Genomic DNA, 26,993 nt, shown 5'->3' with positions numbered 1-26,993 from the left:
CCTCTTCTTTCGTTCGACGCTGGTTCTAGCCTACCTGGGCAGACACGAGTTCCGTGTAAAGACCTGCGAGTTCTTCGGCGACTTCCCTCTCATCGGGAAGCTTCGCTCCGCGCGCCCTGGCTTCGGCTCCGAGTGCGGCGCGGCGGGCGGGATCGACGGCGAGTTCGGCCACGGCCGCGGCGAATGCGGCGTCGTCGTCATCGTCGATGAGGATCCCGGCGTCGCCGACGAGTTCGGCGCTGCCGCCGGTGGCGGTGGCCACGATCGCCTTGCCGGAGATGAGTGCCTCCTGGAGGACCAACGCGCGGGCCTCCCACACGCTGGTGAGCGCGTAGATGTCCGCGGCGGCCGCGAGTTCGGCGATGTCGTCGCGCGGTCCGAGGAAATGCAGGGCCGGAATCGCCGAGGCGGCTGCGGCGTCGGCGTATCGGGCGCGGACGTCGGCGAGCACCACCTCATCGGCGGCTCCGGCGATGAGGACGACGATGTCTCCCTGTCGATTCCCCTCGCCGAGGCGGGCCGGCGAAGCGCTGCCAGGTGGGTTGGTCGCGGTGTCGGGCGGATCGTCGCCGAGCCGGGCGAGCCCGCGCACGAGCATCGGGTAGTTCTTCTGCTTGGCCACGCGACCGACGGCGAGGACGATGAGTGCGCCGGGATCGAAGTCGAACTCCTCGGCCAGAGTCGCGCGGGTGGCGGCGGCCGCCTCAGCGGACACGGGGGTCACCTCGGGTGCGGCGGCCGGGAGGAACCGGGCGGTCCGGGCGCCGATTCCGCGGGCACGGTCGACGAGGTCCGTGCTGGCCCCGAGGACGAGGTCGGCTCCGCGGGCGAGCATCCTCTCGACACGGGTTTCGACCTTGCCGCGCAGTCCGTGCCCGCTGGCTCGGTTGTGGAGGCTGAGGACGAATTTCGGTCGCGTCTTCAACGTGCGCAGGGTCAGGTGGGTGATGAGCCCAGCCCGGAAGCCGTGGGCGTGGACGATCTGCGGAGCGAAGCTGCGCAGCAGTGTGCGCTGCCGACGGATGAGGGCGGCGTCGGAGGCCCCGATTCCGGTGCCGAGCTCGAGGACGCCGAACTGGACTCCGGGCAGCAGGGAGAAGCCGAAGTGTTCGTCGGTGGCGGCGGGTCCGATGACGCCGATCTCATGACCGGCGGCGGTCAGCTCGCGGGCCAGCGCCCGCACATGGGTGCCGACTCCCCCGGTCGAGGTGCCGATGACGAAGACGATCCTCATGAGTCTCCCTCTCTGTCGGTGTCACTGGGGCCGTGGTCTCTGTTGTGCGTGCCGGTGGTGCTGTCGGCGTCGGCGGTGCTGCCGGCGTCAGCGGGTCTGCTATCGGGGCCGGCGGGGTCGGCGGTGGTGATGCCTGTTGCAGCCGAATTCGCTTCGGCTGCGTGCACGGTCGTCTCGTCGTTGACGCCGGCCCGGTTGCGGTCGGCGAGCAGGCCGCGGACTTCGCCGAGGAAGCCGCGGTCGACGATGAGCACGATGAGTCCGAAGACGACGCAGCCGAGGAGGGCTGCGACGATTCCGGCGATGACGGCGGAGCTCGCGGAGTTGTCGAGCAGCCCCCCGAACCACTGCGAGGTCACTACTCCGGCTGTGCCTGCGACGACGGCAGCCCCGAGAGCGAGCACTGACCGACGCCCGACGAGTGCGAGTCCGGTGGGGCCGAGGACACGGCGCATGTTCACGAGCAGGAACACTCCGGCGACGGTCATGCCCAGCACATAGCCGCTGCAGATGCAGACGAGGGTCAGTCCAGGATTGCCGTTCGCACCCGTGATGAGGATGGCCGCGATCATGCCGACGATGACGAGGATCCACCCCGTCGTCGTGGCTGCCGCCGAAAAGCGGGAACGTTCCACTGCATAGAAGACGCGGGTGCCCCACGCGACGAAGGACCATCCGGGCACGGCCAAGGCCATGACCATGATCGCTGTGGCCATGGAGTCGAAGGGTGCGGCGGATTCGCTTTCGGCGTCGATGGCGATGAAGAAGGTCTGCAGGGGGCCTGCGGCCGAGAGCAGGATGACCGCGCCGAGGCCGCCGATGGCGATGATGAGCGCCGTCGTCGTCGAGGTCACCGACCGCATCCGCACACCGGCTTCCGCACGTCTGTGCTCGGTCGCCTCCGGGTCGGTGGATCGTCCCACCCAGGTTGAGAGCGTCGGGAAGATCACGGTCGCCACGGTCACGGCGAGCACAGCGTAGGGCAGGAGGTAGACGGCGTTGATGTAGCTGAAGAGCACGAGCGTGCCGTCTCCACCCGAGTGGTTTGCCAAGCTCAGGGTTGCGAGCACCGCGGCCTGCTGGGCGAGCAGGGCCGACATTCCGGCTCCGGCCAGGCGCAGCGCACGGTGGGCGACTCCGGGAGGGAACGAGAAGGTGGGGCGCAGCTTCAGTCCGGTCGAGGCCATGGGCAGGGCCAGGGGAAGAGCGAGGGCGGCGACGCCGACGGTGGTGCCCCAGCCGAGCCAGCCGAGGTGGGTCTGCCAGGTATCGTCGCTGCCGCCGACGGAACTGTAGACGATATAGCTGCCGATGACGACGAGGCTGGAGAGCAGCGGGGCGAACGCCGGCCACAGGAACTTCCGGTGGGCCTGCAGCACTCCGGTGAGCACGGCGCCGATTCCGTAGAGGACGAGCTGCGGGGAGAACATGAGCAGCAGCTCCACGGTCGCCTGCACCCCCGCGTCGCTGGTCTTCGTGTCGACGAGCAGGTTCGCAATCTGCGGGGCGAACACGGCCAGGAGGATCGACAGGGGCAGGGTGACGCTGATCGCCCAGGTCAGCAGGCCGGAGGCGATGCGTCCGGCGGTCTCCCGGTCTGCTCTGGCCAGGGGGACGGCGAGCAGCGGGATGACCGCTCCGGCCAGGGCCCCGCCGGCGACGACCTCGAAGAGGATGTTCGGAACCTGGTTCGCGCTCTGATAGGCGGTGCCGACGGTGCCGGCGCCGACGGTGGCCGAGAACACCAGCCAGCGCAGGAAGCCGACCAGTCGGGTCAGCAGGGTGATGATCGAGACGAGTAGCGCCGTGGAGGCGAGGACTCGAACGAGCTTGTTCACACGCCCTCGCGGCCGAACGAGTCGATCTCCCTCAGGCCCGGGGTCGATTCGATGACGGAGGTGAAGGACACCTTCTCGCTGGCCAGGGTGAGTCCGGCGAGGACGGCGAGGATGAGGCGACGCTGTGCGGGGCTTGCGGTTTCGGCGAGGATCACGCCGATCGCCGCGCCCAGGGCGTTGGCCCCGGTGTCGCCGAGCATCGCGTCACCGGCGAGGTCGTCGGACCAGGCTGCGGCCGTGGCTCCCGCGATCGCTCCGGATGGAGCCCAGGACACACGGCGATCGTGGTCGGTGAACGCCAGGGTCAGTGCTCCGGCCTTGAGTGCCCGGCCGGGCCGGAGGTCGAGGAGGTTGAACAGGTTCGCCGATCCGGCGATCACTCCCCCGGTGACGACGACATCTGCGGCCGCCGCGTACCAGGGACGGTCAGCTTTCCGGCCGAAGACCCCGGTCGGGCGGGTTCGGCTGCGCAGGATCGCGGCGGCCGCGATCGAGGCGAGCGGGATGCCGGCGACCTTGATCGTCCCGGTCGTGATCTCCCCGCGGGCCAGGGCGGACAGGTGCCCGCGCAGTCCTTTGGAGGATCCGGATTCGCAGAAGTCGTCCACGGCGCCGAGGCCGCCCGCCGCGGCCGTGGCCAGCAGGCTCGCCGTCCGCTGGCGGGGGTCTTCGATGAGCAGGCTGCCGGCCAGCAGTCCCGCGGCGACGGCGGGGCCTTCGGCGAGCGAGACCTCGTGCCCGGCGTGGTTGGTGCGCACCACTGCCTCATGGGTGCGCAGCCGCGATCTGAGCACGGCCTTCGTCGCGGTGAAGCCGGCGAGTCCGGCGACGGCGGTGCTGACGATGGAGCGGATCATTGCGGATCCTCCTTCTTCGACTCGTCGGACTGCTTCTCTTCGGTCTTGGCCGGCAGGATGCCTTCGGCGTCCTCGGCGAATCCGAAGTGCCCGTGTCTTCCGGCTTCCCCGACGGACAGTGCGCGCACGGTGATGACGGGGCCGGCTCCGAGGCCGAGCCCGTCGACGGTGCTGGCGCGGGATTTCTCCGTCCGCAGCACGTTGACGAGTCCGTTCTGGGCCGATCCAGCGTCGCCGGCGACGACCACCGAGGTGGCTTCGGCGGTGAGTGCGGTGATGAAGTCGGTGATGAGGGTGCGGGTGCCCTTGTCGTCGGTGGCCTGCGGGCTGGGCTGAGTGTCCTCGGCCAGGGTCGAGTTCTCATCGTCGATGACGATGAACAGCGAGGTCGTCTTGTGGTCGGTGTCGGTGCGCAGACGGTCGGCTTCGACGAAGGCGTCGTAGAGTTTCGCCGCCTGCTTCTCCGCCTCGGTCTGGTCCTCTTCGTCCTCGAGCATCGAGGCGTCACCGGTCAGGGCGATGACGAGGGCGGCGCGGATAGCGGTCGAGTCGTCCTTCGGCAGGTTCGGCACGAGGGTGCGCAACTGTTTGAGGAACTGATTCGAATCGGCGAGGCTGAGCGTGTTCGGCACGAACGAGACGTCGCCGGCGATGGTGCCGTCGGCTTCCTTGACCCGGTTGCTGACCTCTTCGACCTGTTCCGAGTCCGCTTCGGGGCCGGCGATGATGCTCACCTCCTGCCCGTCGAGGATGCCGCCGATGAGTTCCGGGGCCGCGGCGGTGACGAATTCGTTCTGCTTGTCGATATTGCCTTTGGCCGCATCGAGGTCCGACCGCAGATTGTCGCGGTCCGAGCGCAGGGCATCGACCTGGCTCTGCAGGGACTCCCCGATCGGTTCCTTCAGCGGCCCCGCACCGAGGACGATGCCGACGGCGAGGGCGAGGAACACCGAGACGAGGGAGACGAGATGGTAGCGGAAGTCAATCACGAGTCAGTCCTTGGATGGGGCCGGCGGAGACGGCCGATGCTGCGGGGTCGCCGCCGAACAGGGAGCCGATCCAGCCGAAGAGGCCGTCGAGTTGGGCGCCGATGAGGCCGAGGAAGGTCTGTCCGGCCGAGGTCGCTGTCATCGCCACCCCGAGGGCGACGAGCCCGGCGATGATGAGCACGGCCAGCTGCAGGCTGGAGATGCGCTGCCGGTAGAGCAGGGACACGCCCTTGGCGTCGATGAGCTTCGAGCCCACGCGCAGGCGGGTGATGAAGGTCGAGGCCATGCCCTTGCGTCCCTTGTCGAGGAACTCCATGACGGTGTCGTGGGTGCCGACGGCGACGATGAGTTCGGCGCCTTTGTCGTCGGCGAGCAGCATGGCGATGTCTTCGCTGGTGCCCGAGGCCGCGAAGGCCACACATTCGACGCCGAGGGCTTCGACCCGTTCGGTGCCGGGGGCGGTGCCGTCGCGGTAGGCGTGGACGACGATCTCGGCTCCCGAGGTCAGGGCGGTGTCGGACACGGAGTCCATGTCCCCGACGATCATGTCGGGTCGGTAGCCGGCTTCGATGATGGCATCGGCTCCGCCGTCGACGCCGATGAGCAGCGGCCGGTATTCGCGGATATAGGAGGCCAGAATCGCCAGGTCCTCCTTGTAGTGGTACCCGCGGACGACGATGAGCACATGCCGGTCGGTGAACGTCGTCTTCACCTCGGGCACGACGAGTTCGGCCGAGAGCAGGTCGGAGTCCTTGCGGATGTATTCGATCGTGTTGTCGATGAAGTCCACGAGCACGGAGTTCATTCCGGCTTCGGCGGCGTGCATGTCCTCGGCGATCGATTCGGCCGTCTGCAGCACCCCCGTGGCCACCTCGGTGTCACCCGAGTACACGGTGGCGCCCTCGATGGAGATCTCGGCGTTTTCGTCGACCGTGTCGAAGATCTCCGCTCCGGCGGCGTCGATGAGGGGGATGCCGGCGTCGACGATGATGCTCGGGCCGAGGTTCGGGTAGCGGCCGGAGATCGATTTGTCGGCGTTGATCACCGCGGCCGGCCGGCAGGCGACGAGGGCTTCGGCGGAGATGCGGTCGATGTCGGCGTGTTTGATGATGGCGATGTCGCCCGCTTGGAGGCGTTTCGTCAGATTTTTTGTGCGTCGGTCCAGGCGGGCAGGGGCGGGACCGGACCGAGTCGGTGCGGTGAGGTTCTCGCGGTGTCTACGCACTTTCATGGTCCGCCCATTCTCTCATGTGCCGCCGATGACAGCGTCCTTGACCTCTCATGTGCCGCCGATGACTGCGTCCTTGACCTGCCGTGCATTGTCGAGCAGTTCGGCCGCGTGGGCCTTCGCCGAGGCGGAGTCGTCCATTCCGGCCAGCATGCGGGAGAGTTCGATGACGCGGTCCTCGTCGGACAGTTCCTGTACGCCCGAGCGCACGGTCTCGGCGTCATCGTCCTTGACGATGGTCACGTGGGTGTCCGCCCAGGCGGCGACCTGCGGCAGGTGGGTGACGACGATGACTTGGGCATTGCGGGCGAGTTTGGCCAGTCGGCGGCCGATCTCCACGGCCGCTTTGCCTCCGACGCCGGCGTCGACTTCGTCGAAGACGTAGGTGGGGATGGATTCGCTGGCGGCTCGAACGACTTCGATGGCGAGCATGACGCGGGAGAGCTCGCCGCCGCTGGCGATCTTCGCAATATCGTCGGGGAGGGAGGATTCGTGGGCGGCGAACGTCAGCCGGACCTCGTCGGCCCCGTGGGTGGTGGGTTCGCGGTCGGAGATCTCGAAGGCGACCGACGCCTTTGGCATCGACAGGGCGGCGAGTTCGTCGCTGACCGCTGCGGAGAATTCGTCAGCGGTGGCCCGGCGGATCTCGGTGAGCGCCGAGGCGGCCTGCTCCATGGTCTCGCGGGCCTCAATGAGTTCGGCGTCGAGTCCGTCGAGGTCGCGGTCCTCGGCTTCGAGTTCGGCCAGTTCCGCGGCCGATCGGGTTTCGAAGTCGAGGACTTCGGCGACGTCCTGGCCGTAGGGGGCCAGAGTGCCGAGTTCCGCTCGCCGGGCTTCGGTCTCTTCCAGCGAGGTCTCGCCGAGTTCGTCGAACCCGGAGAGGTAGTTCGACAGTTCCGCGGCGGAGTCGGACAGGCGCAGCACAGCGTCGCCCAGGGCTTCGCGGATGGTGACGAGTTCTCGGTCCGAATTCTCGACATCGGCGATGGTGCTGATGGCCTGATGGACGAGGTCGACGGCGGCCCCGGCGTCGTCGATCTCCGAACCGAGCAGCAGGTCGTGGGCGGTGCCGACGGCGCGGGTGATCTCGGCGGCGGCACCGAGTTTCGCCGACTGTGCGGCCAGTGTCTCGTCTTCCCCGGGTTCGGGGCGGACCTTGTCGATGGCCTCCAGGCAGCCGCGCAGCCACAGGATGCGTTCGCGGCGGGCGGCGGTGGAGTCTTTGATGCGGGTGACGCGGGCTTCGGTCTCGCGCCAGTTCTCGAAGGCGGCTCGGTAGCGGTCGGCCACCTCGGTCAGCGCGGGCCCACCGGCGGCGTCGAGGAGGTGACGCTGTTGGGCGGCGCCCTTGAGGCGCAGCTGTTCGGACTGGCCGTGGAGGGTGATGAGGTCCGAGGAGATGTCGGTGAGCACGGAGATCGGCACGGTGCGACCGCCCGCGGTGGCGCGGGCGCGGCCCTTGAGCGCCACGGTGCGGGAGATGATCGCTTCGTCGTCGGCGCTGCCGCCGGCCTCTTCGATGCGTTCGCGCACGGGCTCGGCGACACCGGTGAAGATGCCTTCGACTTCGGCTTTCTCCGCCCCCTTGCGCACGACTCCGGAGCCGACCTTGCGGCCCATGAGCAGGGACAGGGCGGAGACGAACATGGTCTTTCCCGCACCGGTCTCACCGGTGACGACGGTGAAGCCGGTGTCGAGTTCGACGGCGGCTTCGGCGATGACGCCGAGGTGGGAGATGCGCAGTTCGGAGATCATTCAGGCCTCCTTGATCGGTCCTCGCCAGCCGGAGACGGGCAGGCGGAACTTAGCGACGAGTCGGTCGGTGAAGGGGCCGGTGTGGAGGCGGGCGAGTCGGATCGGCGACTTCGAACGGGTGGCTTCCACGCGGGCCCCGGAGGGCAGTTCGAGGGCGCGGCGGCCGTCGCACCACAGCACGGCGGAGAATTCGGGGTTCGTCGGGGAGATCTCCACGCCGAGGCGGGAGGTCGGGTTGACGACGAGCGGTTTGGAGAACAGGGCGTGGGCGGAGATCGGGACGAGGATGAGTGCCTCGACCTCGGGCCAGATGATGGGTCCGCCGGCGGAGAACGAGTACGCGGTCGAACCGGTGGGGGTGGCGAGGATGACGCCGTCGCAGCCGAAGGAGGACACGGGGCGGGCGTCGACGCCGAGGACGACGTCGATCATCCGGGATTTCGAGGTCTTCTCGATGGTCGCCTCGTTGAGCGCCCAGGCGTTGAAGATGTTCTCGCCCTCGTGCCAGACGGACACGTCGAGGGCGAGTCGTTCCTCGACGGAGTAGTCGCGTTGGGAGGCACGGTGGACCGCCTCGGCGAGGTCTTCCTTCTCGCTTTCGGCGAGGAAGCCGACGTGGCCGAGGTTGACGCCCATGAGCGGGGCGCCGGAGCCGTGGAAGCGTTCGGCGGCGCGCAGGATCGTGCCGTCTCCGCCCAGGACGATGACGAGTTCGCAGGCGTCCTTCCACTCCCCCAGTTCGGAGGGGTCGATGATGGTGCAGTGGTGGAGGATGGGCTCGTCGTCGACGGCTTCGGCCTGGCGGGCGCGGATGCCGACGATCTCGTCGGCGAGGACGACGGGGGTGATTCCGTCGTCGAGGAGGGCCTTGCACACGCTGACTGCGGCCACGGCCGACTCATCACGTTGGGGGTGCAGCAGCACCATGATGTGTCTGGTCACGACTCTCCTCTCATCATTTCGTCCAGGTGGGCGGGGATGTCTGCTTGGTCGAGCCTATCGGACTGGTCATGTGTTCGGCCTCGTCGAACACGCAGGAAGTACTCTCGGTTCCCGCTGGGGCCCGGCAACGGTGAGGGTGCGATGTCGGTGACGCGGGCGTCGTTGTCGTTCACGGACTCGAGGACGGAGTCGATGGCGCGGCGGCGACTGTCCCGGCTGGTGACGACTCCGTGTTTGTCCAGGGAGGCGCGTGCCAGTTCGAACTGGGGTTTGACCATGAGGAGGAGCTCCCCGGCTGCCGCCGTGGCGGTCAGCAGCGGGCCGATGAGCAGGCGCAGGGAGATGAAGGAGACGTCGGCGACGACGAGGTCGACGGTGGGCACGTCGGAGTCGGCCAGTTCGCGGAGGTTGAGTCCTTCGCGGACGTGCACGCGCGGGTCGTCGCGGAGGACGGGGGCGAGCTGGTCGTGGCCGACGTCGACGGCCCAGACCTCGTCAACGCCGTGATGGAGGAGGACTTGGGTGAAGCCTCCGGTGGAGGCGCCCGCGTCGAGGGCGGTCAGCCGGCCCAGTCGGTCGGTGAGGTCGAAGGCGTCGAGTGCGCCGAGGAGTTTGTGGGCGCTGCGGGCGACCCAGGGGTCGGGTTCGGTGACGGTGAGTTCGTCCGTGTCGGTCACTTCGTGGGAGGCCTTGGCGGCGGTACGGCCGTTGATGCTGACGCGGCCGGCGGCGATTTCGCGGGCCGCGCGGGAGCGGGAGTTCAGCAGCCCGCGGTCGACGAGTGCCCGGTCGAGTCTGCTCACAAGGAGCCCACCTGCGCGTCGAGGTCGCCCAGCAGGGAGTTCAGTCGTTCGTGGCGCTCGGCAGCCGGTGCCGCTTTGGCTTCGGCGAGGCTGGCCCGCCAGGCTTCGACCGGCACCTCCCCGCTCACCGAGGCGGGGGTCGGGCCGGGAGTCGCCCCTGGATTCGGCACGTGGTTCGGTCCGGGCCTCGGAGTCGGGGTCTCGCTCATGAGTTCTCCCCGATCCGATGGGGCAGGTGTCCTTCGGCCAGGACCGCCTCGGCGTCGGTCTCCCCCGCGTCGATGGCCGCCCAGGCACGACGGAGTTCGGCTTCGATCCGGGCGGACTCGCCGCGGTCGGTGCCGGTGATGAGGGCTTCGAGTCCGCACAGGTTCGGCAGGATGTAGGTCGGTCGGCTCTCGGTTCCGGCGCGCAGGGCGTCGTGGATGTCGTGGATTCCCGTGAGGACGAGGGCCGTGTCGATGCCGGCGGCACAGCCGCCTTCGATGTCGGTGTTGAGTCGGTCGCCGACCATGAGCGGTCGACGCGCACCGAGACGGCCGGCCGCGAAGTCCATCATGTGCGGGGCGGGTTTGCCCACGATGACGGGGGTGGTGTCGGTGAGTCGGGAGATGAGGTCGACGAAGGCACCGTTGCCGGGGACTTTCCCGGTCTCCGTGAGGAGGGAGTAGTCGGGGTTGCTCGCCCACCATTCGGCACCGGAGCGGATGATGTCACAGGTGCGGACGATCTTCGCGTAGTCGATCTCCGGGTCGAGCCCCTGGGCAACGGCGACGGGATTCGCCTCCGGAGAGTCCGTGATCTCGAGTCCGGCGTCGTCGAGCGCGGTGCGCAGCCCGGTCGTGCCGAGCAGGTGGACGCGTGCGCCGGGTCCGAATCGTTCGGCCAGACGTTCGGCGAGCACCTGCGCCGAGGTGGTCACCTCGTCTGCCGAGGCGTCGACACCCATTCCGGTGATCTTCTCGGCAGTGGCTTCGGGTGTGCGGGTGGCGTTGTTCGTGACGTAGTTGACGGGGATCGACTGGGAATGGAGCCAGTTGATGCCGTCGGCGGCTCCGTCGATGGCGTGGCTGCCGTGGTAGACGACTCCGTCGAGGTCGAACAGGACACAGTCGATGGGCACGCCCGATGCTTCGGGCGTGGCCCCATCTGCTGAGTGGTTCTGTTCGGCTGCCAGTGTCACTTGTCTCCGTCGGCCTCGGCGAGGATCTCGTCGAGTTCGGACTCGATTTCGTCGTCGGTGATTGTGACTGACTTCAGTTCCTTCGCCGAGACATGTGTCTTCGACTTCGGAGCTGCGGCGGGCTCGTCGGACGTCGCACCTGTCTCTTCCGACGCTGCGCCTGCTTCGGGAGCAGTTTCTGCTTCGCGAGCGGCGTCGGCTTCGGCCGGGGATTCTTCGGCTTCGGGAGCCTCGGGCTCGTCCTCGATCTCTTCGACGGTCTCGATTTCGACGCCGGCGTTGAGGTCCGGCTCTTCATCGCCGAAGAGTGTGCCGGTCGCCTTGGCGGTTCGGCGGGAGAGCTCTTCGTATTTGTCGGCGAGTTCGGCTTCGCCGTCGATGCGCAGCACCTCGGCGTAGGCGGCCATGAGACGGACGAGTCCGCCGCTGGGCTTCTGAGTGAAGTCCTCGGCCTCGATGAGTCGGCGCGCACCGGCGATGTCGTCGAGGTCTGACTTGGCTCCGGCCGCGACGATGACGAGTTCGGTGTGGGTGTCGAGGTCGAGGTCGAGCTCCTCGGAGTTCTTCAGCAGTTCGAGGGCCTTCTCGGGCTTGCCGCGGCCGCGTTCGGCGTCGGCGATCAGCGCGATGTTGTCGTTCGAGCCGGAGATGCGACGGTGGGTGCGCAGCTCGCGGACGGCTTCGTCGTACTTCTCCACGTAGTACGCGGCGATACCGAGTGCTTCGCGGACGACGGCGACACGGCCGGCTCTGGCCATGGCGGCCTTGGCGTGTTCGTGGGCGCGTTCCGGGTCGAGGTCGAGCAGACCGCCTGCGGCGACGAGGTGCTTGGCGACCATGGCGGCGTTCTCTTTGTCGAGGGAACGCAGCTGCGATGAGATCTCTTTGTCGAGTTCGCGGCCGGTGACGCCTTCGGGGATCTCGGGTTCCTGAATGCGCGGACGGCGGGCGCGTTGGTCGCGTGCGTATTCGCCGGTGTCGGTCTTGCGGGATGCGCGGCGATCGTTGTCGTTGCGTCCGTATCCGCCGCGATTGTCGTCCCGACGGTTTCCGCGGTAGCCGCCCCGGCGATCGTCGCCGTCGCGGTGGTCCCGGTTGAACCCACCGCGACGGTCGTCATCGTTGCGGCGATTGCCCTGGTATCCGCCACGACGATCGTCATCCCGACGGTTCTGACCAAAGCCTCCACGCCGGTCGTCGTCCCTACGATTGCGATTGAATCCGCCACGACGATCATCGTCGTTGCGACGGTTCCCCTGGTAGCCGCCTCGGCGGTCGTCGCCGTCACGACGATTCCGGCTGAAACCGCCCCGACGATCATCATCATTACGGCGATTCTGGCCGTAGCCGCCTCGGCGATCATCATTGTTCCGGCGATTGCCCTGGTATCCGCCGCGCTGCTCATCGCCATCCCGGCGGTCTCGGTTGAAACCACCACGACGGTCGTCGCCGTCACGGCGGTCTCGGTTGAAACCGCCCCGACGATCATCGTCGTTCCGACGGTTGCCTTGGTAGCCGCCTCGGCGGTCGGACTGGCGTGGCCCGCGGCCGCCCCGGTTGTCCGGTCGACGGTTGCGATTGTTGTCGCGATCTGAGCGGTGACCGCCATCTGCGCGGCGGTTGTCCTGGCTGTCTCGCGAATCCCCTTGGGCCACGATTCTCCCTATGAAGTCTTTTCGATGTTCCGCTCTATTCTAGTCCACTCATCGCCGAGTCGCCTTGTGGGCGGGGACACGTCAGCATAGGAATTCCGCCCGTTGCTGCACCCGTTGCTCGGTGAGTCAATGCCCAGGTCACCGCTTCAGCGCTCTGTTAGAATCAAGGCGAATCCAGTGGAACGGCCGACGGCCTCGAAGAGGTTCGGCGGCAGCGGATGTCCGCGCCGCCTCGACACCAGGGGATGAATGACACCTGACGTGGAAGCCCATTGTGCGGATGACGGACGTCTCCGCGACTCCACGAGCAGAATTTCCGGCCCCACCGCCCCTCTGTCCCTCGCGAGGGTCGCCCTGTCTTTGACGAGAGGCGCCCTGTCGTTCGCGACCGACGGCACATCCCCGTCAGCGGCAGTCCCTCGGCAGGTGATGACCAATATCACCTGCCTGTGTGACCAGCATCATCCGATTGCGCATTCGGTCCCTGACTTCGCCTATTGTGATTGCCGGAAGCATGCGAATCAATGCCGCCGAGGCAGTTCGCAACGCAGGTCAGAACGCAGATTCGCAGCCGCCAGGCAACGCAGTGACACCACATGCCCCGCTGGCGCGACTGCGCGTTCGGCCCTTCAGATCACATGATCGCTCATGATCGTTCACCCGCTAGGAAAAGGAGAAATCGTGCCCAACACACTCTTCATCGACGGACAGTGGGTTTCAGCCGTCAACGGTGGAACCCGGAAGATCCACAACCCAGCCGACGGCAGCTTCGTCGCCGAGGTGGACGAAGCCAGCCCCGCGGACACCGAGCTGGCGATCAAGGCCGCCCGCCGTGCCTTCGACTCCGGCGTCTGGTCCTCCGTTCCTGCCAGCGAACGCGGCGACCTGCTGCTGAAGTTCGCTGCCGTTCTGCGTGAGCGCAAGGACGAATTCGCGCGTGCTGAGTCGCTGGACACCGGCAAGCGCTTCGTCGAGTCGCAGATCGACATGGATGACATCGCGAACTGCTTCGACTACTTCGGCAAGCTCGCCGGAAACGACGCCGGCCGTGTCGTCGATGCCGGCACCGACACCGTGGCCTCGAAGATCGTGCACGAACCGGTCGGCGTCTGCGCGCTCATCACGCCGTGGAACTACCCGCTGCTGCAGGCCGCATGGAAGATCGCCCCGGCCATCGCCGCCGGCAACGTCTTCGTCCTCAAGCCTGCCGAGCTGACCCCGCACACCGCGATCCTCACGATGCAGGTGCTCGAAGAGCTCGGTCTGCCGGCCGGTGTCGGCAACCTCATCCTCGGTGCGGGTGCCGATGCCGGTGCCCCGCTGTCGACCCATGAGGACATCGACATGGTCTCGTTCACCGGCGGCCTGGTCACCGGTCGTCTGCTGGCGCGCAACGCCGCCGACACGGTCAAGAAGATCGCTCTCGAGCTCGGCGGCAAGAACCCCAACGTCATCTTCGCCGATGCCGATTTCGAGGCGGCCCTGGACAATGCGCTCAACGGCGCTTTCGTCCACTCCGGTCAGGTGTGCTCGGCCGGTGCCCGACTCATCGTCGAGGAATCCATCGCCGAGGAATTCGTCAACCGCCTCGTCGAGCGTGCCGAGCAGATCCGCCTCGGCGGTCCCTTCGATGACAATGCCGAGACCGGTCCCCTCATCTCCGAAGCACACCGCGACAAGGTGCATGCCTATGTCGAGAAGGGTGTCGCCGAAGGTGCGCGTCTGCGCTGCGGCGGCACGTTCGGTGAAGGCGATCTGGCTGACGGCTTCTACTACCTGCCCACCGTGCTCGACCAGGTCGAGCGCGGAATGTCCGTCGTCTCCGATGAGGCCTTCGGTCCTGTCGTCACGGTTGAGACCTTCTCCACGATCGACGAGGCCGTCGAGATCGCCAATGACACCTACTACGGTCTGGCCGGAGCCGTGTGGAGCCAGGATGCGGGCAAGACCCAGCTGGTCGCTCAGCGTCTGCGCCACGGCACCATCTGGATCAACGACTTCCACCCCTACCTGCCGCAGGCCGAATGGGGCGGTTACAAGCAGTCCGGCTTCGGTCGCGAGCTCGGCCCCACGGGTCTGGCCGAGTACCAGGAGGCCAAGCACATCTACCAGAACCTCGAACCGGCAGTCACCGGTTGGTTCCCCGACCACACCAAGTGACTCGGTGACCCGGCAGACGAACTTCGCAGAATAAGGAGAAATGACAGTGAAGACCACTCACAGCTTTGACTACGTCGTCGTGGGCGCAGGCTCTGCAGGAGCCGCGGTCGCCGCCCGCCTGAGCGAGGATCCCGAGGTCAGCGTCGGACTGCTCGAAGCGGGCCCGACCGATGTGGATGAGGACGTCATCCTCAGCCTCGACCGGTGGATGGAGCTCCTCGAATCCGGTTTCGACTGGGACTACCCGGTCGAGGAGCAGGAGAACGGCAACTCGTTCATGCGCATGGCGCGTGCGAAGGTCCTCGGCGGCTGCTCCTCGCACAACTCGTGCATCGCCTTCTGGGCCCCGCGTGAGGATCTCGACGACTGGGAGAACGAGCACGGCGCCGCCGGTTGGGGTTCGAAGGACACCTTCGGCCTGTACAAGAAGCTCGAGAACAACGAGCGCCCCGGTGACCACCACGGACACGACGGTCCGGTGAGTCTCATGGATGTGCCCCCGGCCGATCCCTGCGGTGTCGCCCTCCTCGACGCCTGTGAGCAGGCCGGCATCCCCCGCGTTAAGTTCAACGAGGGCGAGACGTTCACGAAGGGTGCGAACTTCTTCCAGATCAACCGTCAGGGAGACGGCACCCGTTCGTCCTCCTCGGTGTCGTACCTGCACCCGGTCCTCGATCGTGAGAACCTCACAATCCTCACCGACACCCAGGCCAAGGAGCTCGAGTTCGATGATGCGGACAACTGCACCGGTGTGCTCGTGGTCAACAACGCCTTCGGCAAGACCACCCGCATCGAAGCGAAGAGGGAAGTCATCGTCTCCGCTGGTGCCGTGAACACCCCGCAGCTGCTCATGCTCTCGGGGATCGGTCCGAAGGATCACCTCGCCGAGGTGGGAATCGAGGCCCGCGTGGATTCGCCGGGAGTCGGCGAGAACCTCGCCGACCACCCCGAAGGTGTCATCTCGTGGGAGGCCAAGAAGCCGATGGTCGAGGAGTCGACCCAGTGGTGGGAGATCGGCATCTTCTCCACCACCGAGGACGGCCTCGACCGCCCGGACCTGATGATGCACTACGGTTCGGTGCCGTTCGATATGCACACTCTGCGTCACGGCTTCAAGACCTCGGAGAACTCGTTCTGCCTGACCCCGAACGTCACCCATGCCCGTTCGCGGGGCACGGTGCGTCTGCGGTCGAAGGACTTCCGTGACAAGCCGAAGTTCGATCCCCGCTACTTCACCGATCCGGAGGGCTATGACATGAAGGTCATGATCGCCGGCATCCGGAAGGCGCGTGAGATCGTGTCGCAGGACGCGATGTCCGAATGGGCCGGCGAGGAGCTGTTCCCCGGCAAGGACGTCCAGACCGATGAGGACCTGGCCGAGTACATCAGCAAGACCCACAACACCGTCTACCACCCGGTCGGTTCGGTACGCATGGGTGCTGCCGATGACCAGACGTCGCCGCTGGATCCTCAGCTGCGGGTCAAGGGCGTGGGCCGTCTGCGTGTCGTCGATGCCTCGGCGATGCCGGAGATCACCACGGTCAACCCGAACATCACCGTGATGATGATGGGTGAGAAGTGCGCGGAGATGATCAAGAACGGTCAGTGATCATCGAATCGTCTGATGCTCAGATCACCGAGGCGGCCCTGAGCTGACTCGATGACCTGAGCTGAATCAACGAAGGGGGCGCTGCGATTGCAGCGCCCCCTTCGTCATGCCCAGCTGCGACAATCAACTGTCGCTTCGGGACTCGTCCGCCTCAGCCGGCGTCGTCGCCCTTTTCTCGGCTGCGACTGGTCGAGCGGCTGCCCGTGCGGCTGGCCAGTGTCCCCTCGCGACGGCCCTTATGCCCGTGCGCCTCGATATAGGGATCCCGGAACTCCGGTGCCGGTTCGACCGCTTGAGGTTCGGTGACGACTTCCTCGTGCTCGTCGTATTCGTGGCCGAACTGTTCGTCACCGCCCTGACGGCGTTCGACCTCTTCGGGCGGCAGGACCTTCTTCCAGCGGCGCATGCGCACACGCGGCAGTATGCCGGCGTCCTCACGCAGGGCTCGCATGAGGGCGTAGATCTGGAAGTAGGCGATGATGAAGAACGGCAGACCGACGAGGATGATCGTCGACTGCAGCGCTTCGAGTCCGCCGGAACCGGAGAACACCAGCAGTGCGGCGGTGACGACGGCGACGGCAAGCGCCCAGAAGATCCGCTGCGGCAGCGGGTTGAAGTCTTCGTGGCCGTTGTTCATCGTGTCGACGACGAGCGCAGCGGAGTCGACCGACGTGACGAAGAAGATCACCACGAGGACGATCGCGATCACCGACATCGGCCCGGCCAGCGGATAGTGGTCGAGGAACGCGAACAGCGCACCCGGAATATCTCCCTGGTCGACGACTCGGTCGACCAGTCCCCCACCCTGGTTGAGCTCGATGTCGAAGGAGGCGTAGCCGAAGATGCCGAACCACAGCACCGAGAACGCGGAGGGCACAGCGAGCACGCCGATGACGAACTGTCGGATGGTGCGTCCACGGGAGATGCGGGCGATGAAGATTCCGACGAACGGCGACCAGGTGATCGTCCAGGCCCAGTAGAAGACCGTCCAGGTGTTCTGCCAGCCGGTGTTGGCAAAGGTGTCGTTCCACAGTGCGAGCTCGGGCAGCTGCTGGACATAGGAGCCGAAGGATTCGAAGACGCCCTTGGCCATGAACAGGGTCGGGCCGAAGGCGACGATGAAGACGAGCAGCAGCACGGCCATGACGATGTTGAGGTTCGACAGGACCTTGATGCCCTTGTCGAGGCCGAGCGAGACAGAGATCGTGGCCAGCCCGCAGACGACTCCGATGATGATCAGCTGCCACAAGGCGTTCTCGGGGATGCCGATGACCTGGGCGAGGCCGCCGTTGATCTGGAGTGTGCCCAGACCGATCGAGACAGCGATGCCGAAGACGGTGCCGATGATGGCGACGACGTCGATGGTCTTGCCGATGGGGCCGTGGATGCGCTCACCGAGGATGGGCTGGAAGATCGAGCTCACGCGCGGCGGCAGATTCCTTTTGTGGATGAAGTACGCGAAGCACAGTGCAGGCAGGGTGAAGATCGCCCAGGTGTGCAGGGTGAAGTGGTAGTACGTGAAGTTCATGGCGTCGACCGCGGCGGCAGGCGTGCCCGGTTCGATCCCGAGGGATCCGCGGGGTGGGTCGCCGAAATGGCTGACGGGTTCGGCGACGCCCCAGAACATGAGGATCGAGCCGATGCCGGCGGCGAAGAGCATGGCGAACCAGGCGCCGTTGGAGTGCTCCGGAGGTTCGTCGTCGGGGCCGAGTTTCGCTCGTCCGTAGCGGGACGCGGCGATGTAGATGAGGAAGGCGACGAAGACGGTGACACCGAGGATGTAGAACCATCCGAGGTTCGTCAGCAGCCAGTCCGAGGCGACCGAGACGCCGGCGTCGAGCTGATCGGTGAAGAAGATCGTCCCGAGGACGAAGATGATGATCACGGCCGCTGAGGAGAAGAAGATGGCCGGGTTGGTGCGGAGTCTCAATGCATCGTGCATCTTGTCGAGCATGGCGTACCTTCCGTCGGGATGTTGCCGTCCACACTACAGAAGCAGAACTTGGTTTCAACAGAATCGGTTGTCACGAATTCGTGTCGTTGCGTACGAGCGCACCCCTCACCGAGGCGAGCCGGCCGATGCTCGTCCTTCGCCTGCATTGGCCGGAAGTCCGATCACGACAGACGGTGCCCGTACCGTTCGAGGTTCGGGCACCGTTTCGTCAGCCTCAGGAGAAGGGGCTGTCAGTGTCTGGGAGCGTCGCCGTCTCCGCTGCCGCCGAGAGGATCTGCCCGTCGGTCGTTCTGAGCAGCCGGGTCCTGCGGGCTGCGCTGGTCGACGCGTGGATCTAAGCGGTCAGCCTCAGGTTGATCACCACGAGGCCGGTTTCCAGCTTCAGCCGACGGGTCAGCCGGATCGTGCGGAGTGCCCGGCTTCGGCGTACCAGCGTTTCGGGCATCGACTGCACGACGGGAGTCCCCTGTGTGCTGTGGCGACTCAGGGTCCAGTTCGTCGGCACGCTGCAGTTTGCGTTCGTGTTCGAGGCGTTCGGCTTTCACAGCCTCTTCACGCTTAACGGCGTCGAAGTCGATCTTCTCGGCTTCGGCTGCCTGACGCTCTGCGTCTGCGGCTCGTGCGTCCGCTTCGGCTTGGGCCAGTTTGGCATCGGCTCGCTGCCTCTCGACATCGGCCTCACGGGCGCGGACCTCATGTTCGGATTCAGCTGCCTGCTGACGAAGCTGTGCTGCTTCTTCTCGCTGACGTTCCCGCTTCTTTGCGGCAGCTTTACGGCTGACGGCAATGATGATTCCCACGATGATCAGGACGACGACGATGGCGACGACGATCCAGATGATGGTTGATGCGTTCATGCGGTCTCTCCTTTGCTGTCTATTCGGATGTCGCTATTCATATGCATCCGACGCAGCGGACAGTTTCATCGTGACATGCCACTCACTGTTCGACAAGCATTTGGACTTCGCAAGAACCGCGAGCATGCTGATAGACGACCGTACCCGTGCTTCAGATGGGGTCGCCGCGCACCATCAGTTCCATGACGATCCACTTGGCAAGAACCTCTGGATCGACCGTGAGCATATGAGGCATCCGCAGCGTCCGTCGGCGTCCGCGACTGTCGGCGGAGCGGATGCTGACATCGATGTACGAGCTCACGTTGACCTTGGTGAGGTGAACTTCGAGGATACGGGCCCACGGCACGACTGCGTCAGGAAAGTCTGGAGTATCGGCCCAGATGCCGTCGTCGCTGACGATGACCTGCGGTCCGTGCGAATCGGCGCGGCGCAGCCGCAGTGCTGACCCGGCAGACCGGAGAAACTGTTTCGTGCGTCCGAAGTGCAGTTCCACCCGGCCGTGCTGCGCGAGTTCGCTCTGCAGCGTCTCAATCGTCGTCATCGTGTCCGTTCGTGAATAGCAGAAAGGGGTCCCACGCCAACCGGTTTTCACCAGTCGGAATGGAACCCCTTTCCTCAAAGAATATTGCGGCGGTCACTTACTCTCCCACAACCACCAAGTTGCAGTACCATCAGCGCGAATGGGCTTAGCTACCGGGATCGGAACGGTTAACCGGGCGTTTCCCCACCACTATCACCACCGCAAAACCAACAAACCACCACCACAACCCCCACCAGGGGCCTCAGGCAGTAGTGGTCCAAGAACCGCACAGCGAACGCGAACACCAAAAACTCATGCAACATGCACACCCTATGGGTGTGAACTCTTCACATCATCCTAGAAAAACAAACAAAACTGTTTTCGCACACACCAACCCCAATTTGGATGGTTGATGAGTGATCGGTGTATTAGTACCAGTCAACTCCACACATTGCTGTGCTTCCATACCCGGCCTATCAACCCCATCATCTATAGGACACCTCCCCCAACAAATGTTGGTCGGAAATCTCATCTCGGAGCAGGCTTCCCGCTTAGATGCTTTCAGCGGTTATCCATCCCGAACGTAGCCAACCAGCCATGCTCCTGGCGGAACAACTGGCACACCAGAGGTTCGTCCGTCCCGGTCCTCTCGTACTAAGGACAGACCTCCACAAATTTCCTACGCACGCAGCGGATAGGGACCGAACTGTCTCACGACGTTCTAAACCCAGCTCGCGTACCGCTTTAATGGGCGAACAGCCCAACCCTTGGGACCGACTCCAGCCCCAGGATGCGACGAGCCGACATCGAGGTGCCAAACCATGCCGTCGATATGGACTCTTGGGCAAGATCAGCCTGTTATCCCCGAGGTACCTTTTATCCGTTGAGCGACCACGCTTCCACAAGCCATGGCCGGGTCACTAGTCCCAGCTTTCGCTCCTGCTCGACACGTCCGTCTCACAGTCAAGCTCCCTTGTGCACTTACACTCGACACCTGATTGCCAACCAGGCTGAGGGAACCTTTGGGCGCCTCCGTTACTCTTTAGGAGGCAACCGCCCCAGTTAAACTACCCATCAGGCACTGTCCCTGAACCCGATCAGGGTCCGAAGTTCAGGAATCCACTATGGTCAGAGTGGTATTTCACCGATCGACTCCACCCAACTAGCGTCAGGGTTTCCCAGTCTTCCACCTATCCTACACAAACCACACCGAATCCCAATACCAAACTATAGTGAAGGTCTCGGGGTCTTTCCGTCCTGCTGCGCGTAACGAGCATCTTTACTCGTAATGCAATTTCGCCGAGTTCGTGGTTGAGACAGCAGAGAAGTCGTTACGCCATTCGTGCAGGTCGGAACTTACCCGACAAGGAATTTCGCTACCTTAGGATGGTTATAGTTACCACCGCCGTTTACTGGGGCTTAAATTCTCCGCTTCACCCCAAAAAGGGGTTAACAGGTCCTCTTAACCTTCCAGCACCGGGCAGGCGTCAGTCCGTATACATCGACTTACATCTTCGCACGGACCTGTGTTTTTAATAAACAGTCGCTTCTCTCTGGCCTCTGCGACCACCACCAGCACATCCCCACGCATAGTGGGTTCACCGGGATGGTCCCCCTTCTCCCGAAGTTACGGGGGCATTTTGCCGAGTTCCTTAACCACGATTCTCTCGATCACCTTAGTATTCTCTACTCGACCACCTGTGTCGGTTATAGGGTACGGGCAACACACACCCTCACGTCGATGCTTTTCTCGGCAGCAGAGGATCACCAGATCACCCCACCAATGTGGGGCGCCCATCAGCTCTCACACTATGTGTGGGGACGGATTTACCTACCCCCACGTGCTACCACCTTAGACCGTGACTACCATCGCACGGCCTGGCTACCTTTCTGCGTCACACCTCACGCTTACCGACTCCACACTCAGGTCCCCCCAGCATCCCCAACAACAAGTCCGAAGACTCATAGGAGGAGTTTGGGGGTTAGTTTCGTGTGTTTTGGTACTGTCGGTTGTGTGTCGGTACCAGAATATCAACTGGTTGTCCATCGACTACGCCTGTCGGCCTCGCCTTAGGTCCCGACTTACCCAGGGCGGATTAGCCTAGCCCTGGAACCCTTGGTCATCCGGTGGACGGGTTTCTCACCCGTCTTTCGCTACTCATGCCTGCATTCTCACTCGAATCGCCTCCACCACTCGTTCACACGGCAGCTTCACCAGCAACTCGACGCTCCCCTACCCAACACCACACCATTACGGCGTATGTGGTGCTGCCACAACTTCGGCGGTGTACTTAGCCCCGCTACATTATCGGCGCTCAATCACTTGACCAGTGAGCTATTACGCACTCTTTCAAGGATGGCTGCTTCTAAGCCAACCTCCTGGTTGTCTTCGCAACTGAACATCCTTTCCCACTGAGCACACGCTTAGGGGCCTTAGTTGATGGTCTGGGCTGTTTCCCTCTCGACAATGAAGCTTATCCCCCACTGTCTCACTGCCACGCTGAACCTTGACTGGCATTCGGAGTTTAGTTGACGTCAGTAACCCGGTAGGGCCCATCAGCCATCCAGTAGCTCTACCTCCAGCAAGAACCACGCAACGCTGCACCTAAATGCATTTCGGGAGAACCAGCTATCACAGAGTTTGATTGGCCTTTCACCCCTAACCACAGGTCATCCCCTCCATTTTCAACTGAAGTGGGTGCGGGCCTCCACGCGCTCTTACACACGCTTCACCCTGCCCATGGCTAGATCACTCCGCTTCGGGTCTAGGACACGCGACTCAATCGCCCTGTTCGGACTCGCTTTCGCTACGGCTACCCCACACGGGTTAACCTCGCCACGCACCGCTAACTCGCAGGCTCATTCTTCAAAAGGCACGCCATCACAGCCATCAAGATGCTGCTCTGACGGATTGTAAGCACATGGTTTCAGGTACTCTTTCACTCCCCTCCCGGGGTACTTTTCACCATTCCCTCACGGTACTATCCGCTATCGGTCATCAGGAAGTATTTAGCCTTACCAGGTGGTCCTGGCAGATTCACACGAAATTCCACGAGTTCCGTGCTACTCGGGCAACGCACACACTGCAAGCTGCGGCGTTTCGCCTACGGGACTCTCACCCACTCCGGTCCTGTTTCCCACCAGGTTCGACTACACCAACACGCTCACAGACCGGCCATGCTGACCAGACCATGCACACCCCACAACACCCTGCCAGCAAAACCAGCACGCTTGACACTGACAGGGTTTAGGCTCATCCGGTTTCGCTCGCCACTACTGCCGGAATCATTGTTATTTTCTCTTCCTGCGGGTACTGAGATGTTTCACTTCCCCGCGTTCCCCCCACATGCCCTATATATTCAGACACGGGTCACCACCCTCACGAGTGGCGGGGTTTCCCCATTCGGACACCCTCGGATCAACGCCTGTTTATCGGCTCCCCGAGGCTTATCGCAGATTTCCACGTCCTTCATCGGCTCCTGATGCCAAGGCATCCACCATGCGCTCTTACACACTCACCCCACCCCCACGAAGGGGCCAGCAAATGTGCGCGAAAAATTGTTTCATTCACCTTTACTCGATGATGACAAGAAAAATCACATTACATAAACAACACAAAAAATTGTGTCATTTGATGCTCGCGTCCACTATACGATTCTCAAACCACTACCAAACACCACCCACAAACACGCCAGTCAACTGGCTGCTTGTGGTGCGGGTTGGTCCTGTTGGTTGAAACCACACCCACACCTACGTGTGGGGTTTGTGATTCCAGGACCCAATAACGTGTTTGTCCTAGCCCACCCCATCACCAACCGCACCCGGGGCATTGACCCCAGCCAGGCTGTGTGGGCGAGCGAGAGTTGTGATGTTCCACCCTTGAGCTCTCATGATGACCACATGCGGGTCATGCCATGAGGATCTTAATGTGTGCTCCTTAGAAAGGAGGTGATCCAGCCGCACCTTCCGGTACGGCTACCTTGTTACGACTTAGTCCCAATCACCAGTCCCACCTTAGACGGCCCCCTCCCCACAAAGGGGGTTAGGACACCGGCTTCGGGTGTTACCGACTTTCGTGACTTGACGGGCGGTGTGTACAAGGCCCGGGAACGTATTCACCGCAGCGTTGCTGATCTGCGATTACTAGCGACTCCGACTTCACGTAGTCGAATTGCAGACTACGATCCGAACTGAGACTGGCTTTAAGGGATTCGCTCACCCTCACGGGTTCGCCTCTCTCTGTACCAGCCATTGTAGCATGCGTGAAGCCCAAGACATAAAGGGCATGATGATTTGACGTCATCCCCACCTTCCTCCGAGTTGACCCCGGCAGTCTCCTATGAGTTCCCACCATCACGTGCTGGCAACATAGAACGAGGGTTGCGCTCGTTGCGGGACTTAACCCAACATCTCACGACACGAGCTGACGACAACCATGCACCACCTGTACACCAGCTCCAAAGAGAAGAACTGTTTCCAGAACGGTCTGATGTATGTCAAGCCTTGGTAAGGTTCTTCGCGTTGCATCGAATTAATCCGCATGCTCCGCCGCTTGTGCGGGCCCCCGTCAATTCCTTTGAGTTTTAGCCTTGCGACCGTACTCCCCAGGCGGGGCACTTAATGCGTTAGCTACGGCGCGGAGAACGTGGAATGTCCCCCACACCTAGTGCCCAACGTTTACGGCATGGACTACCAGGGTATCTAATCCTGTTCGCTCCCCATGCTTTCGCTCCTCAGTGTCAGTTACAGCCCAGAGTCCCGCCTTCGCCACCGGTGTTCCTCCTGATATCTGCGCATTTCACCGCTACACCAGGAATTCCAGACTCCCCTACTGCACTCTAGTCAGCCCGTACCCACTGCACGCGCAACGTTAAGCGTTGCGTTTCCACAGCAGACGTGACCAACCACCTACGAGCTCTTTACGCCCAATAATTCCGGACAACGCTCGTACCCTACGTATTACCGCGGCTGCTGGCACGTAGTTAGCCGGTACTTCTTCTGCAGGTACCGTCACTTTCGCTTCTTCCCTGCTGAAAGCGGTTTACAACCCGAAGGCCGTCATCCCGCACGCTGCGTCGCTGCATCAGGGTTTCCCCCATTGTGCAATATTCCCCACTGCTGCCTCCCGTAGGAGTCTGGGCCGTGTCTCAGTCCCAGTGTGGCCGGTCGCCCTCTCAGGCCGGCTACCCGTCGTCGCCTTGGTGGGCCCTTACCCCACCAACAAGCTGATAGGCCGCGAGCCCATCCCCGATCGAAAAACTTTCCACCAGAGAAGATGCCTTCTCCGGTCGTATCCGGTATTAGACCCAGTTTCCCAGGCTTATCCCGAAATCAGGGGCAGGTTACTCACGTGTTACTCACCCGTTCGCCACTCATCCACCAGGTGCAAGCACCCGGCTTCAGCGTTCGACTTGCATGTGTTAAGCACGCAGCCAGCGTTCGTCCTGAGCCAGGATCAAACTCTCCATAAAAAAACTTTATGTTACGAATCAATCCCAGCAAGACAGTCAACCCCTCACGGGGTGAGAAGGTTGACCAAAAAATATCCCAACCAAACACACCATCCACCCATGTGATGCGGGAGGTTCGGCGAAGAACCACCCACCAGGGTGAACCAGATGTTCGATCAGGTGATTGTCTCACCAGAAAAATATTAAATGTTCTGGCATCACAACTTGTTCAAACAAACACGCTATTGGATTCTCAAACCACAAACACACACCCATCACCACACCACACAAAAGCAGCGTGTTCACTGGGGGTATCAGTTTCATTTCTGGTTGCCCACCCGGTGTTCTGAACTCTCGGATCAAACCGTGTTTGTCCTGGTCAGACCCGGTGGAAACTCTGTCTCGAAGACGTTGTTTCCGGCGGGGCAACGAGATATAACTCTAGACCACCCCATCCGCACCGTGCAACTCGAAAGCGGAAATTCCGCTGTGACACCCGTCACCGAGCACGGAAGCGCAGCTCTGCACGCGTTTCTGCAGAGGCACCGGTGAGTTTCGCAGAGGCAACGTCCAGCACCCGCACCCACCAGACGCAGCCGCCTCTTGCCCTCATCATGCAGGCGACTCCCAGCGATTCCCGGTGCCTCGCCCCTACACTGGCCCAATGACTCAGAAAGAGCAGCGAGAACGACTTGGCCGCAACGACCTCGATCTCGAGGACGCTCTCATCGACGAGGCGGCAAATACAGTCACGGAGGGTGCCAAGCGGCTCAACCGGAAATGGCCCGAGCTCATCGTCACCGGACTCTTCGGTGGCATCGATGTCGGTCTCGGGATCTTGGCCATGGTGCTCGTCAAGCAGGCGACCGGGTCGGAGATCCTCGCAGGGATGGCGTTCGGCATCGGCCTACTGGCTTTGAAGTTGGCGCATTCGGAGTTGTTCACCGAAGAGTTCCTGCTGCCGATCAATGCCGTCATCGCAGGCCAGGCGAATTGGACTCAGGTCTTTCGGCTCTGGTCGGTGACTCTCGTGACCAACCTGCTCGGCGGCGCGGTGTTTGCTTGGCTGATCGTCCTTGCGCTTCCGGACTACCACCAAACGCTCGTCGATATGGCGCTGAGCTATATCAACCAGTCGTCCCTCGCTGTCATGCTCGCCCTCTCGCTTCTTGCCGGCGCGACGATCACATTGGCGACACGGATGCAGCAGGGAACATCGAACGACACGGTCAAGGCGATCGTCTGCATGATCACCGGTCTGCTGGTGATCGGAGCCAGCATGTTGCATGGAGCCATCAATGCGATCGTCATCCTCGCCGCCATGATGGCCGGGGCGGACATTTCGATCCTCGACTTCCTGCAGTGGTTCGGGATCGTGATCCCGTTCAACATGCTCGGTGGACTGCTGATCATCACCCTGCCGCGAATCGTGCGCACCCGCCGCGTGCTCTGGGCAGTGCGCAAAGGCCGCATCTCTCTCGAGGAACTCGAGGAGCAGAGCTCTTGAGCCGCAGGCTCAGGCTCCGCGGTAGCCGGGCATGAGTCGATCGCTGTCGACGATCTGCTTGCCCAGCGGCATGAGGGATACGGGGATGAGTTTGATGTTCGCCCAGCCGAGCGGGATGCCGATGATCGAGATGAACAGCGGGATCGAAGTGATGACATGGCCGATGGCCAGCCAGATGCCGGCGACGATGAGCCAGATGATGTTGCCCAGGGTCGTCGCCACCCCGGCTGGTCGGGTTTCGATGACTTCGCGGCCGAAGGGCCACAGCGCGTAGTTGCCGATCCGGAAGGAGGCGATGCCCCAGGGGATGGTGACGATGAAGATGCAGGCGATGATGCCGGCGGCCCAGTATCCGAGCGCCAGCCAGAGGCCGGAGAAGATGAACCAGATGATGTTGAGCAGAGTGCGCATGATCTCCTCGTGCGTTCGTCAGTCGGTATTCTTTCGAATGT

Annotated in this window: 19 protein-coding genes and 3 rRNA genes; 4 read left to right on the top strand and 18 right to left on the bottom strand. The window is 63.5% G+C overall.

The window, feature by feature from the left end:
• Positions 1-25 precede the first annotated feature (25 nt).
• The 11 genes from GUY37_RS07520 to GUY37_RS07470 are packed head-to-tail and all read right to left on the bottom strand — an operon-like array spanning position 26 to position 11,668.
• On the bottom strand, positions 26-1,234 hold the full coding sequence (locus tag GUY37_RS07520) for a glycosyltransferase family 4 protein (RefSeq protein WP_166824052.1): 1,209 nt from the start codon (positions 1,232-1,234) through the stop codon (positions 26-28).
• Positions 1,231-3,072: a murein biosynthesis integral membrane protein MurJ gene (murJ, locus tag GUY37_RS07515; protein ID WP_166824050.1), complete on the bottom strand. Its 1,842-nt coding sequence runs from the start codon at positions 3,070-3,072 to the stop codon at positions 1,231-1,233. The genes GUY37_RS07520 and murJ overlap by 4 nt, the downstream gene beginning before the upstream one ends.
• Positions 3,069-3,929 (bottom strand): hypothetical protein, encoded by an 861-nt coding sequence (locus GUY37_RS07510; RefSeq protein WP_166824048.1) that lies wholly within the window; start codon positions 3,927-3,929, stop codon positions 3,069-3,071. Before GUY37_RS07510 ends, murJ begins: the two co-directional genes overlap by 4 nt.
• A complete protein-coding gene (locus tag GUY37_RS07505; protein ID WP_166824046.1) occupies positions 3,926-4,918 on the bottom strand; it encodes a copper transporter in 993 nt (330 codons plus the stop codon). The genes GUY37_RS07510 and GUY37_RS07505 overlap by 4 nt, the downstream gene beginning before the upstream one ends.
• Entirely contained in the window at positions 4,911-6,149 is a 1,239-nt protein-coding gene (gene steA, locus GUY37_RS07500) for a putative cytokinetic ring protein SteA (protein WP_166824044.1), read from the bottom strand. Before steA ends, GUY37_RS07505 begins: the two co-directional genes overlap by 8 nt.
• Positions 6,150-6,197: 48 nt before the next feature.
• Entirely contained in the window at positions 6,198-7,901 is a 1,704-nt protein-coding gene (gene recN, locus GUY37_RS07495; RefSeq protein ID WP_166824042.1) for a DNA repair protein RecN, read from the bottom strand.
• Positions 7,902-8,843: an NAD kinase gene (locus GUY37_RS07490; RefSeq protein ID WP_208094791.1), complete on the bottom strand. Its 942-nt coding sequence runs from the start codon at positions 8,841-8,843 to the stop codon at positions 7,902-7,904.
• A complete protein-coding gene (locus tag GUY37_RS07485; RefSeq protein ID WP_166824039.1) occupies positions 8,840-9,646 on the bottom strand; it encodes a TlyA family RNA methyltransferase in 807 nt (268 codons plus the stop codon). The genes GUY37_RS07490 and GUY37_RS07485 overlap by 4 nt, the downstream gene beginning before the upstream one ends.
• Positions 9,643-9,855: a hypothetical protein gene (locus tag GUY37_RS07480; RefSeq protein WP_166824037.1), complete on the bottom strand. Its 213-nt coding sequence runs from the start codon at positions 9,853-9,855 to the stop codon at positions 9,643-9,645. The genes GUY37_RS07485 and GUY37_RS07480 overlap by 4 nt, the downstream gene beginning before the upstream one ends.
• Positions 9,852-10,829: an HAD-IIA family hydrolase gene (locus tag GUY37_RS07475; RefSeq protein WP_228278423.1), complete on the bottom strand. Its 978-nt coding sequence runs from the start codon at positions 10,827-10,829 to the stop codon at positions 9,852-9,854. The genes GUY37_RS07480 and GUY37_RS07475 overlap by 4 nt, the downstream gene beginning before the upstream one ends.
• Positions 10,826-11,668 (bottom strand): hypothetical protein, encoded by an 843-nt coding sequence (locus GUY37_RS07470; protein ID WP_228278422.1) that lies wholly within the window; start codon positions 11,666-11,668, stop codon positions 10,826-10,828. The genes GUY37_RS07475 and GUY37_RS07470 overlap by 4 nt, the downstream gene beginning before the upstream one ends.
• A gap of 114 nt (positions 11,669-11,782) precedes the next feature.
• Here GUY37_RS07470 and GUY37_RS07465 point away from each other — a divergent pair, with 114 nt between their 5' ends.
• The 3 genes from GUY37_RS07465 (at position 11,783) to GUY37_RS07455 (ending at position 16,253) form a co-directional block, all read left to right on the top strand.
• The gene (locus GUY37_RS07465; protein WP_166824034.1) at positions 11,783-12,424 is read left to right on the top strand and encodes a hypothetical protein; all 642 of its coding nucleotides are present in this window, start codon (positions 11,783-11,785) and stop codon (positions 12,422-12,424) included.
• Positions 12,425-13,132: 708 nt separating this feature from the next.
• Positions 13,133-14,644: an aldehyde dehydrogenase family protein gene (locus GUY37_RS07460; RefSeq protein WP_166824031.1), complete on the top strand. Its 1,512-nt coding sequence runs from the start codon at positions 13,133-13,135 to the stop codon at positions 14,642-14,644.
• Positions 14,645-14,684: 40 nt separating this feature from the next.
• On the top strand, positions 14,685-16,253 hold the full coding sequence (locus GUY37_RS07455) for a GMC family oxidoreductase (RefSeq protein WP_166824028.1): 1,569 nt from the start codon (positions 14,685-14,687) through the stop codon (positions 16,251-16,253).
• Positions 16,254-16,404: 151 nt separating this feature from the next.
• Here GUY37_RS07455 and GUY37_RS07450 read toward each other — a convergent pair whose 3' ends face one another.
• The 6 genes from GUY37_RS07450 to GUY37_RS07425 all read right to left on the bottom strand — a co-directional run bounded on the left by GUY37_RS07450 (position 16,405) and on the right by GUY37_RS07425 (position 25,055).
• On the bottom strand, positions 16,405-18,207 hold the full coding sequence (locus GUY37_RS07450; RefSeq protein WP_166824025.1) for a BCCT family transporter: 1,803 nt from the start codon (positions 18,205-18,207) through the stop codon (positions 16,405-16,407).
• A gap of 230 nt (positions 18,208-18,437) precedes the next feature.
• On the bottom strand, positions 18,438-19,064 hold the full coding sequence (locus GUY37_RS07445; protein ID WP_166824022.1) for a hypothetical protein: 627 nt from the start codon (positions 19,062-19,064) through the stop codon (positions 18,438-18,440).
• 151 nt (positions 19,065-19,215) lie between these two features.
• A complete protein-coding gene (locus tag GUY37_RS07440) occupies positions 19,216-19,605 on the bottom strand; it encodes a hypothetical protein (RefSeq protein ID WP_166824019.1) in 390 nt (129 codons plus the stop codon).
• Positions 19,606-19,689: 84 nt separating this feature from the next.
• A 5S ribosomal RNA gene (rrf, locus tag GUY37_RS07435) occupies positions 19,690-19,808 on the bottom strand.
• A gap of 184 nt (positions 19,809-19,992) precedes the next feature.
• Positions 19,993-23,105: ribosomal RNA gene (locus GUY37_RS07430) — 23S ribosomal RNA — on the bottom strand.
• Between the two features lie 420 nt (positions 23,106-23,525).
• A 16S ribosomal RNA gene (locus GUY37_RS07425) occupies positions 23,526-25,055 on the bottom strand.
• Together the 16S, 23S and 5S rRNA genes form the textbook arrangement of a ribosomal RNA operon.
• A gap of 643 nt (positions 25,056-25,698) precedes the next feature.
• On the opposite strand from GUY37_RS07425, the gene GUY37_RS07420 reads away from it, so the two are divergent.
• Complete coding sequence (locus GUY37_RS07420) at positions 25,699-26,541, top strand: formate/nitrite transporter family protein (RefSeq protein ID WP_166824016.1); 843 nt, start codon at positions 25,699-25,701, stop codon at positions 26,539-26,541.
• 9 nt (positions 26,542-26,550) lie between these two features.
• Here GUY37_RS07420 and GUY37_RS07415 read toward each other — a convergent pair whose 3' ends face one another.
• Entirely contained in the window at positions 26,551-26,952 is a 402-nt protein-coding gene (locus GUY37_RS07415) for a YccF domain-containing protein (RefSeq protein WP_152349295.1), read from the bottom strand.
• Positions 26,953-26,993 lie beyond the last annotated feature (41 nt).

The sequence above is a fragment of the Brevibacterium limosum genome (assembly GCF_011617705.1).
GTDB lineage: Bacteria > Actinomycetota > Actinomycetes > Actinomycetales > Brevibacteriaceae > Brevibacterium > Brevibacterium limosum.
Note: the sequence above shows the minus strand (reverse complement) of the source record. Positions and strands in the feature narration are given on the sequence as shown.

Excerpts from the sequence above, each read along its gene's own strand:
- GUY37_RS07520 (WP_166824052.1), bottom strand. The coding sequence starts at position 1,234 with ATGAGGATCGTCTTCGTCATCGGCACCTCGACCGGGGGAGTCGGCACC.
- GUY37_RS07415 (WP_152349295.1), bottom strand. The coding sequence starts at position 26,952 with ATGCGCACTCTGCTCAACATCATCTGGTTCATCTTCTCCGGCCTCTGG.
- steA (WP_166824044.1), bottom strand. The coding sequence starts at position 6,149 with ATGAAAGTGCGTAGACACCGCGAGAACCTCACCGCACCGACTCGGTCC.
- GUY37_RS07450 (WP_166824025.1), bottom strand. The coding sequence starts at position 18,207 with ATGCTCGACAAGATGCACGATGCATTGAGACTCCGCACCAACCCGGCC.
- GUY37_RS07470 (WP_228278422.1), bottom strand. The coding sequence starts at position 11,668 with ATGGTCGCCAAGCACCTCGTCGCCGCAGGCGGTCTGCTCGACCTCGAC.
- GUY37_RS07460 (WP_166824031.1), top strand. The coding sequence starts at position 13,133 with ATGATCGTTCACCCGCTAGGAAAAGGAGAAATCGTGCCCAACACACTC.
- GUY37_RS07420 (WP_166824016.1), top strand. The coding sequence starts at position 25,699 with ATGACTCAGAAAGAGCAGCGAGAACGACTTGGCCGCAACGACCTCGAT.
- GUY37_RS07455 (WP_166824028.1), top strand. The coding sequence starts at position 14,685 with ATGACAGTGAAGACCACTCACAGCTTTGACTACGTCGTCGTGGGCGCA.
- GUY37_RS07480 (WP_166824037.1), bottom strand. The coding sequence starts at position 9,855 with ATGAGCGAGACCCCGACTCCGAGGCCCGGACCGAACCACGTGCCGAAT.
- GUY37_RS07445 (WP_166824022.1), bottom strand. The coding sequence starts at position 19,064 with ATGAACGCATCAACCATCATCTGGATCGTCGTCGCCATCGTCGTCGTC.
- GUY37_RS07440 (WP_166824019.1), bottom strand. The coding sequence starts at position 19,605 with ATGACGACGATTGAGACGCTGCAGAGCGAACTCGCGCAGCACGGCCGG.
- recN (WP_166824042.1), bottom strand. The coding sequence starts at position 7,901 with ATGATCTCCGAACTGCGCATCTCCCACCTCGGCGTCATCGCCGAAGCC.
- GUY37_RS07510 (WP_166824048.1), bottom strand. The coding sequence starts at position 3,929 with ATGATCCGCTCCATCGTCAGCACCGCCGTCGCCGGACTCGCCGGCTTC.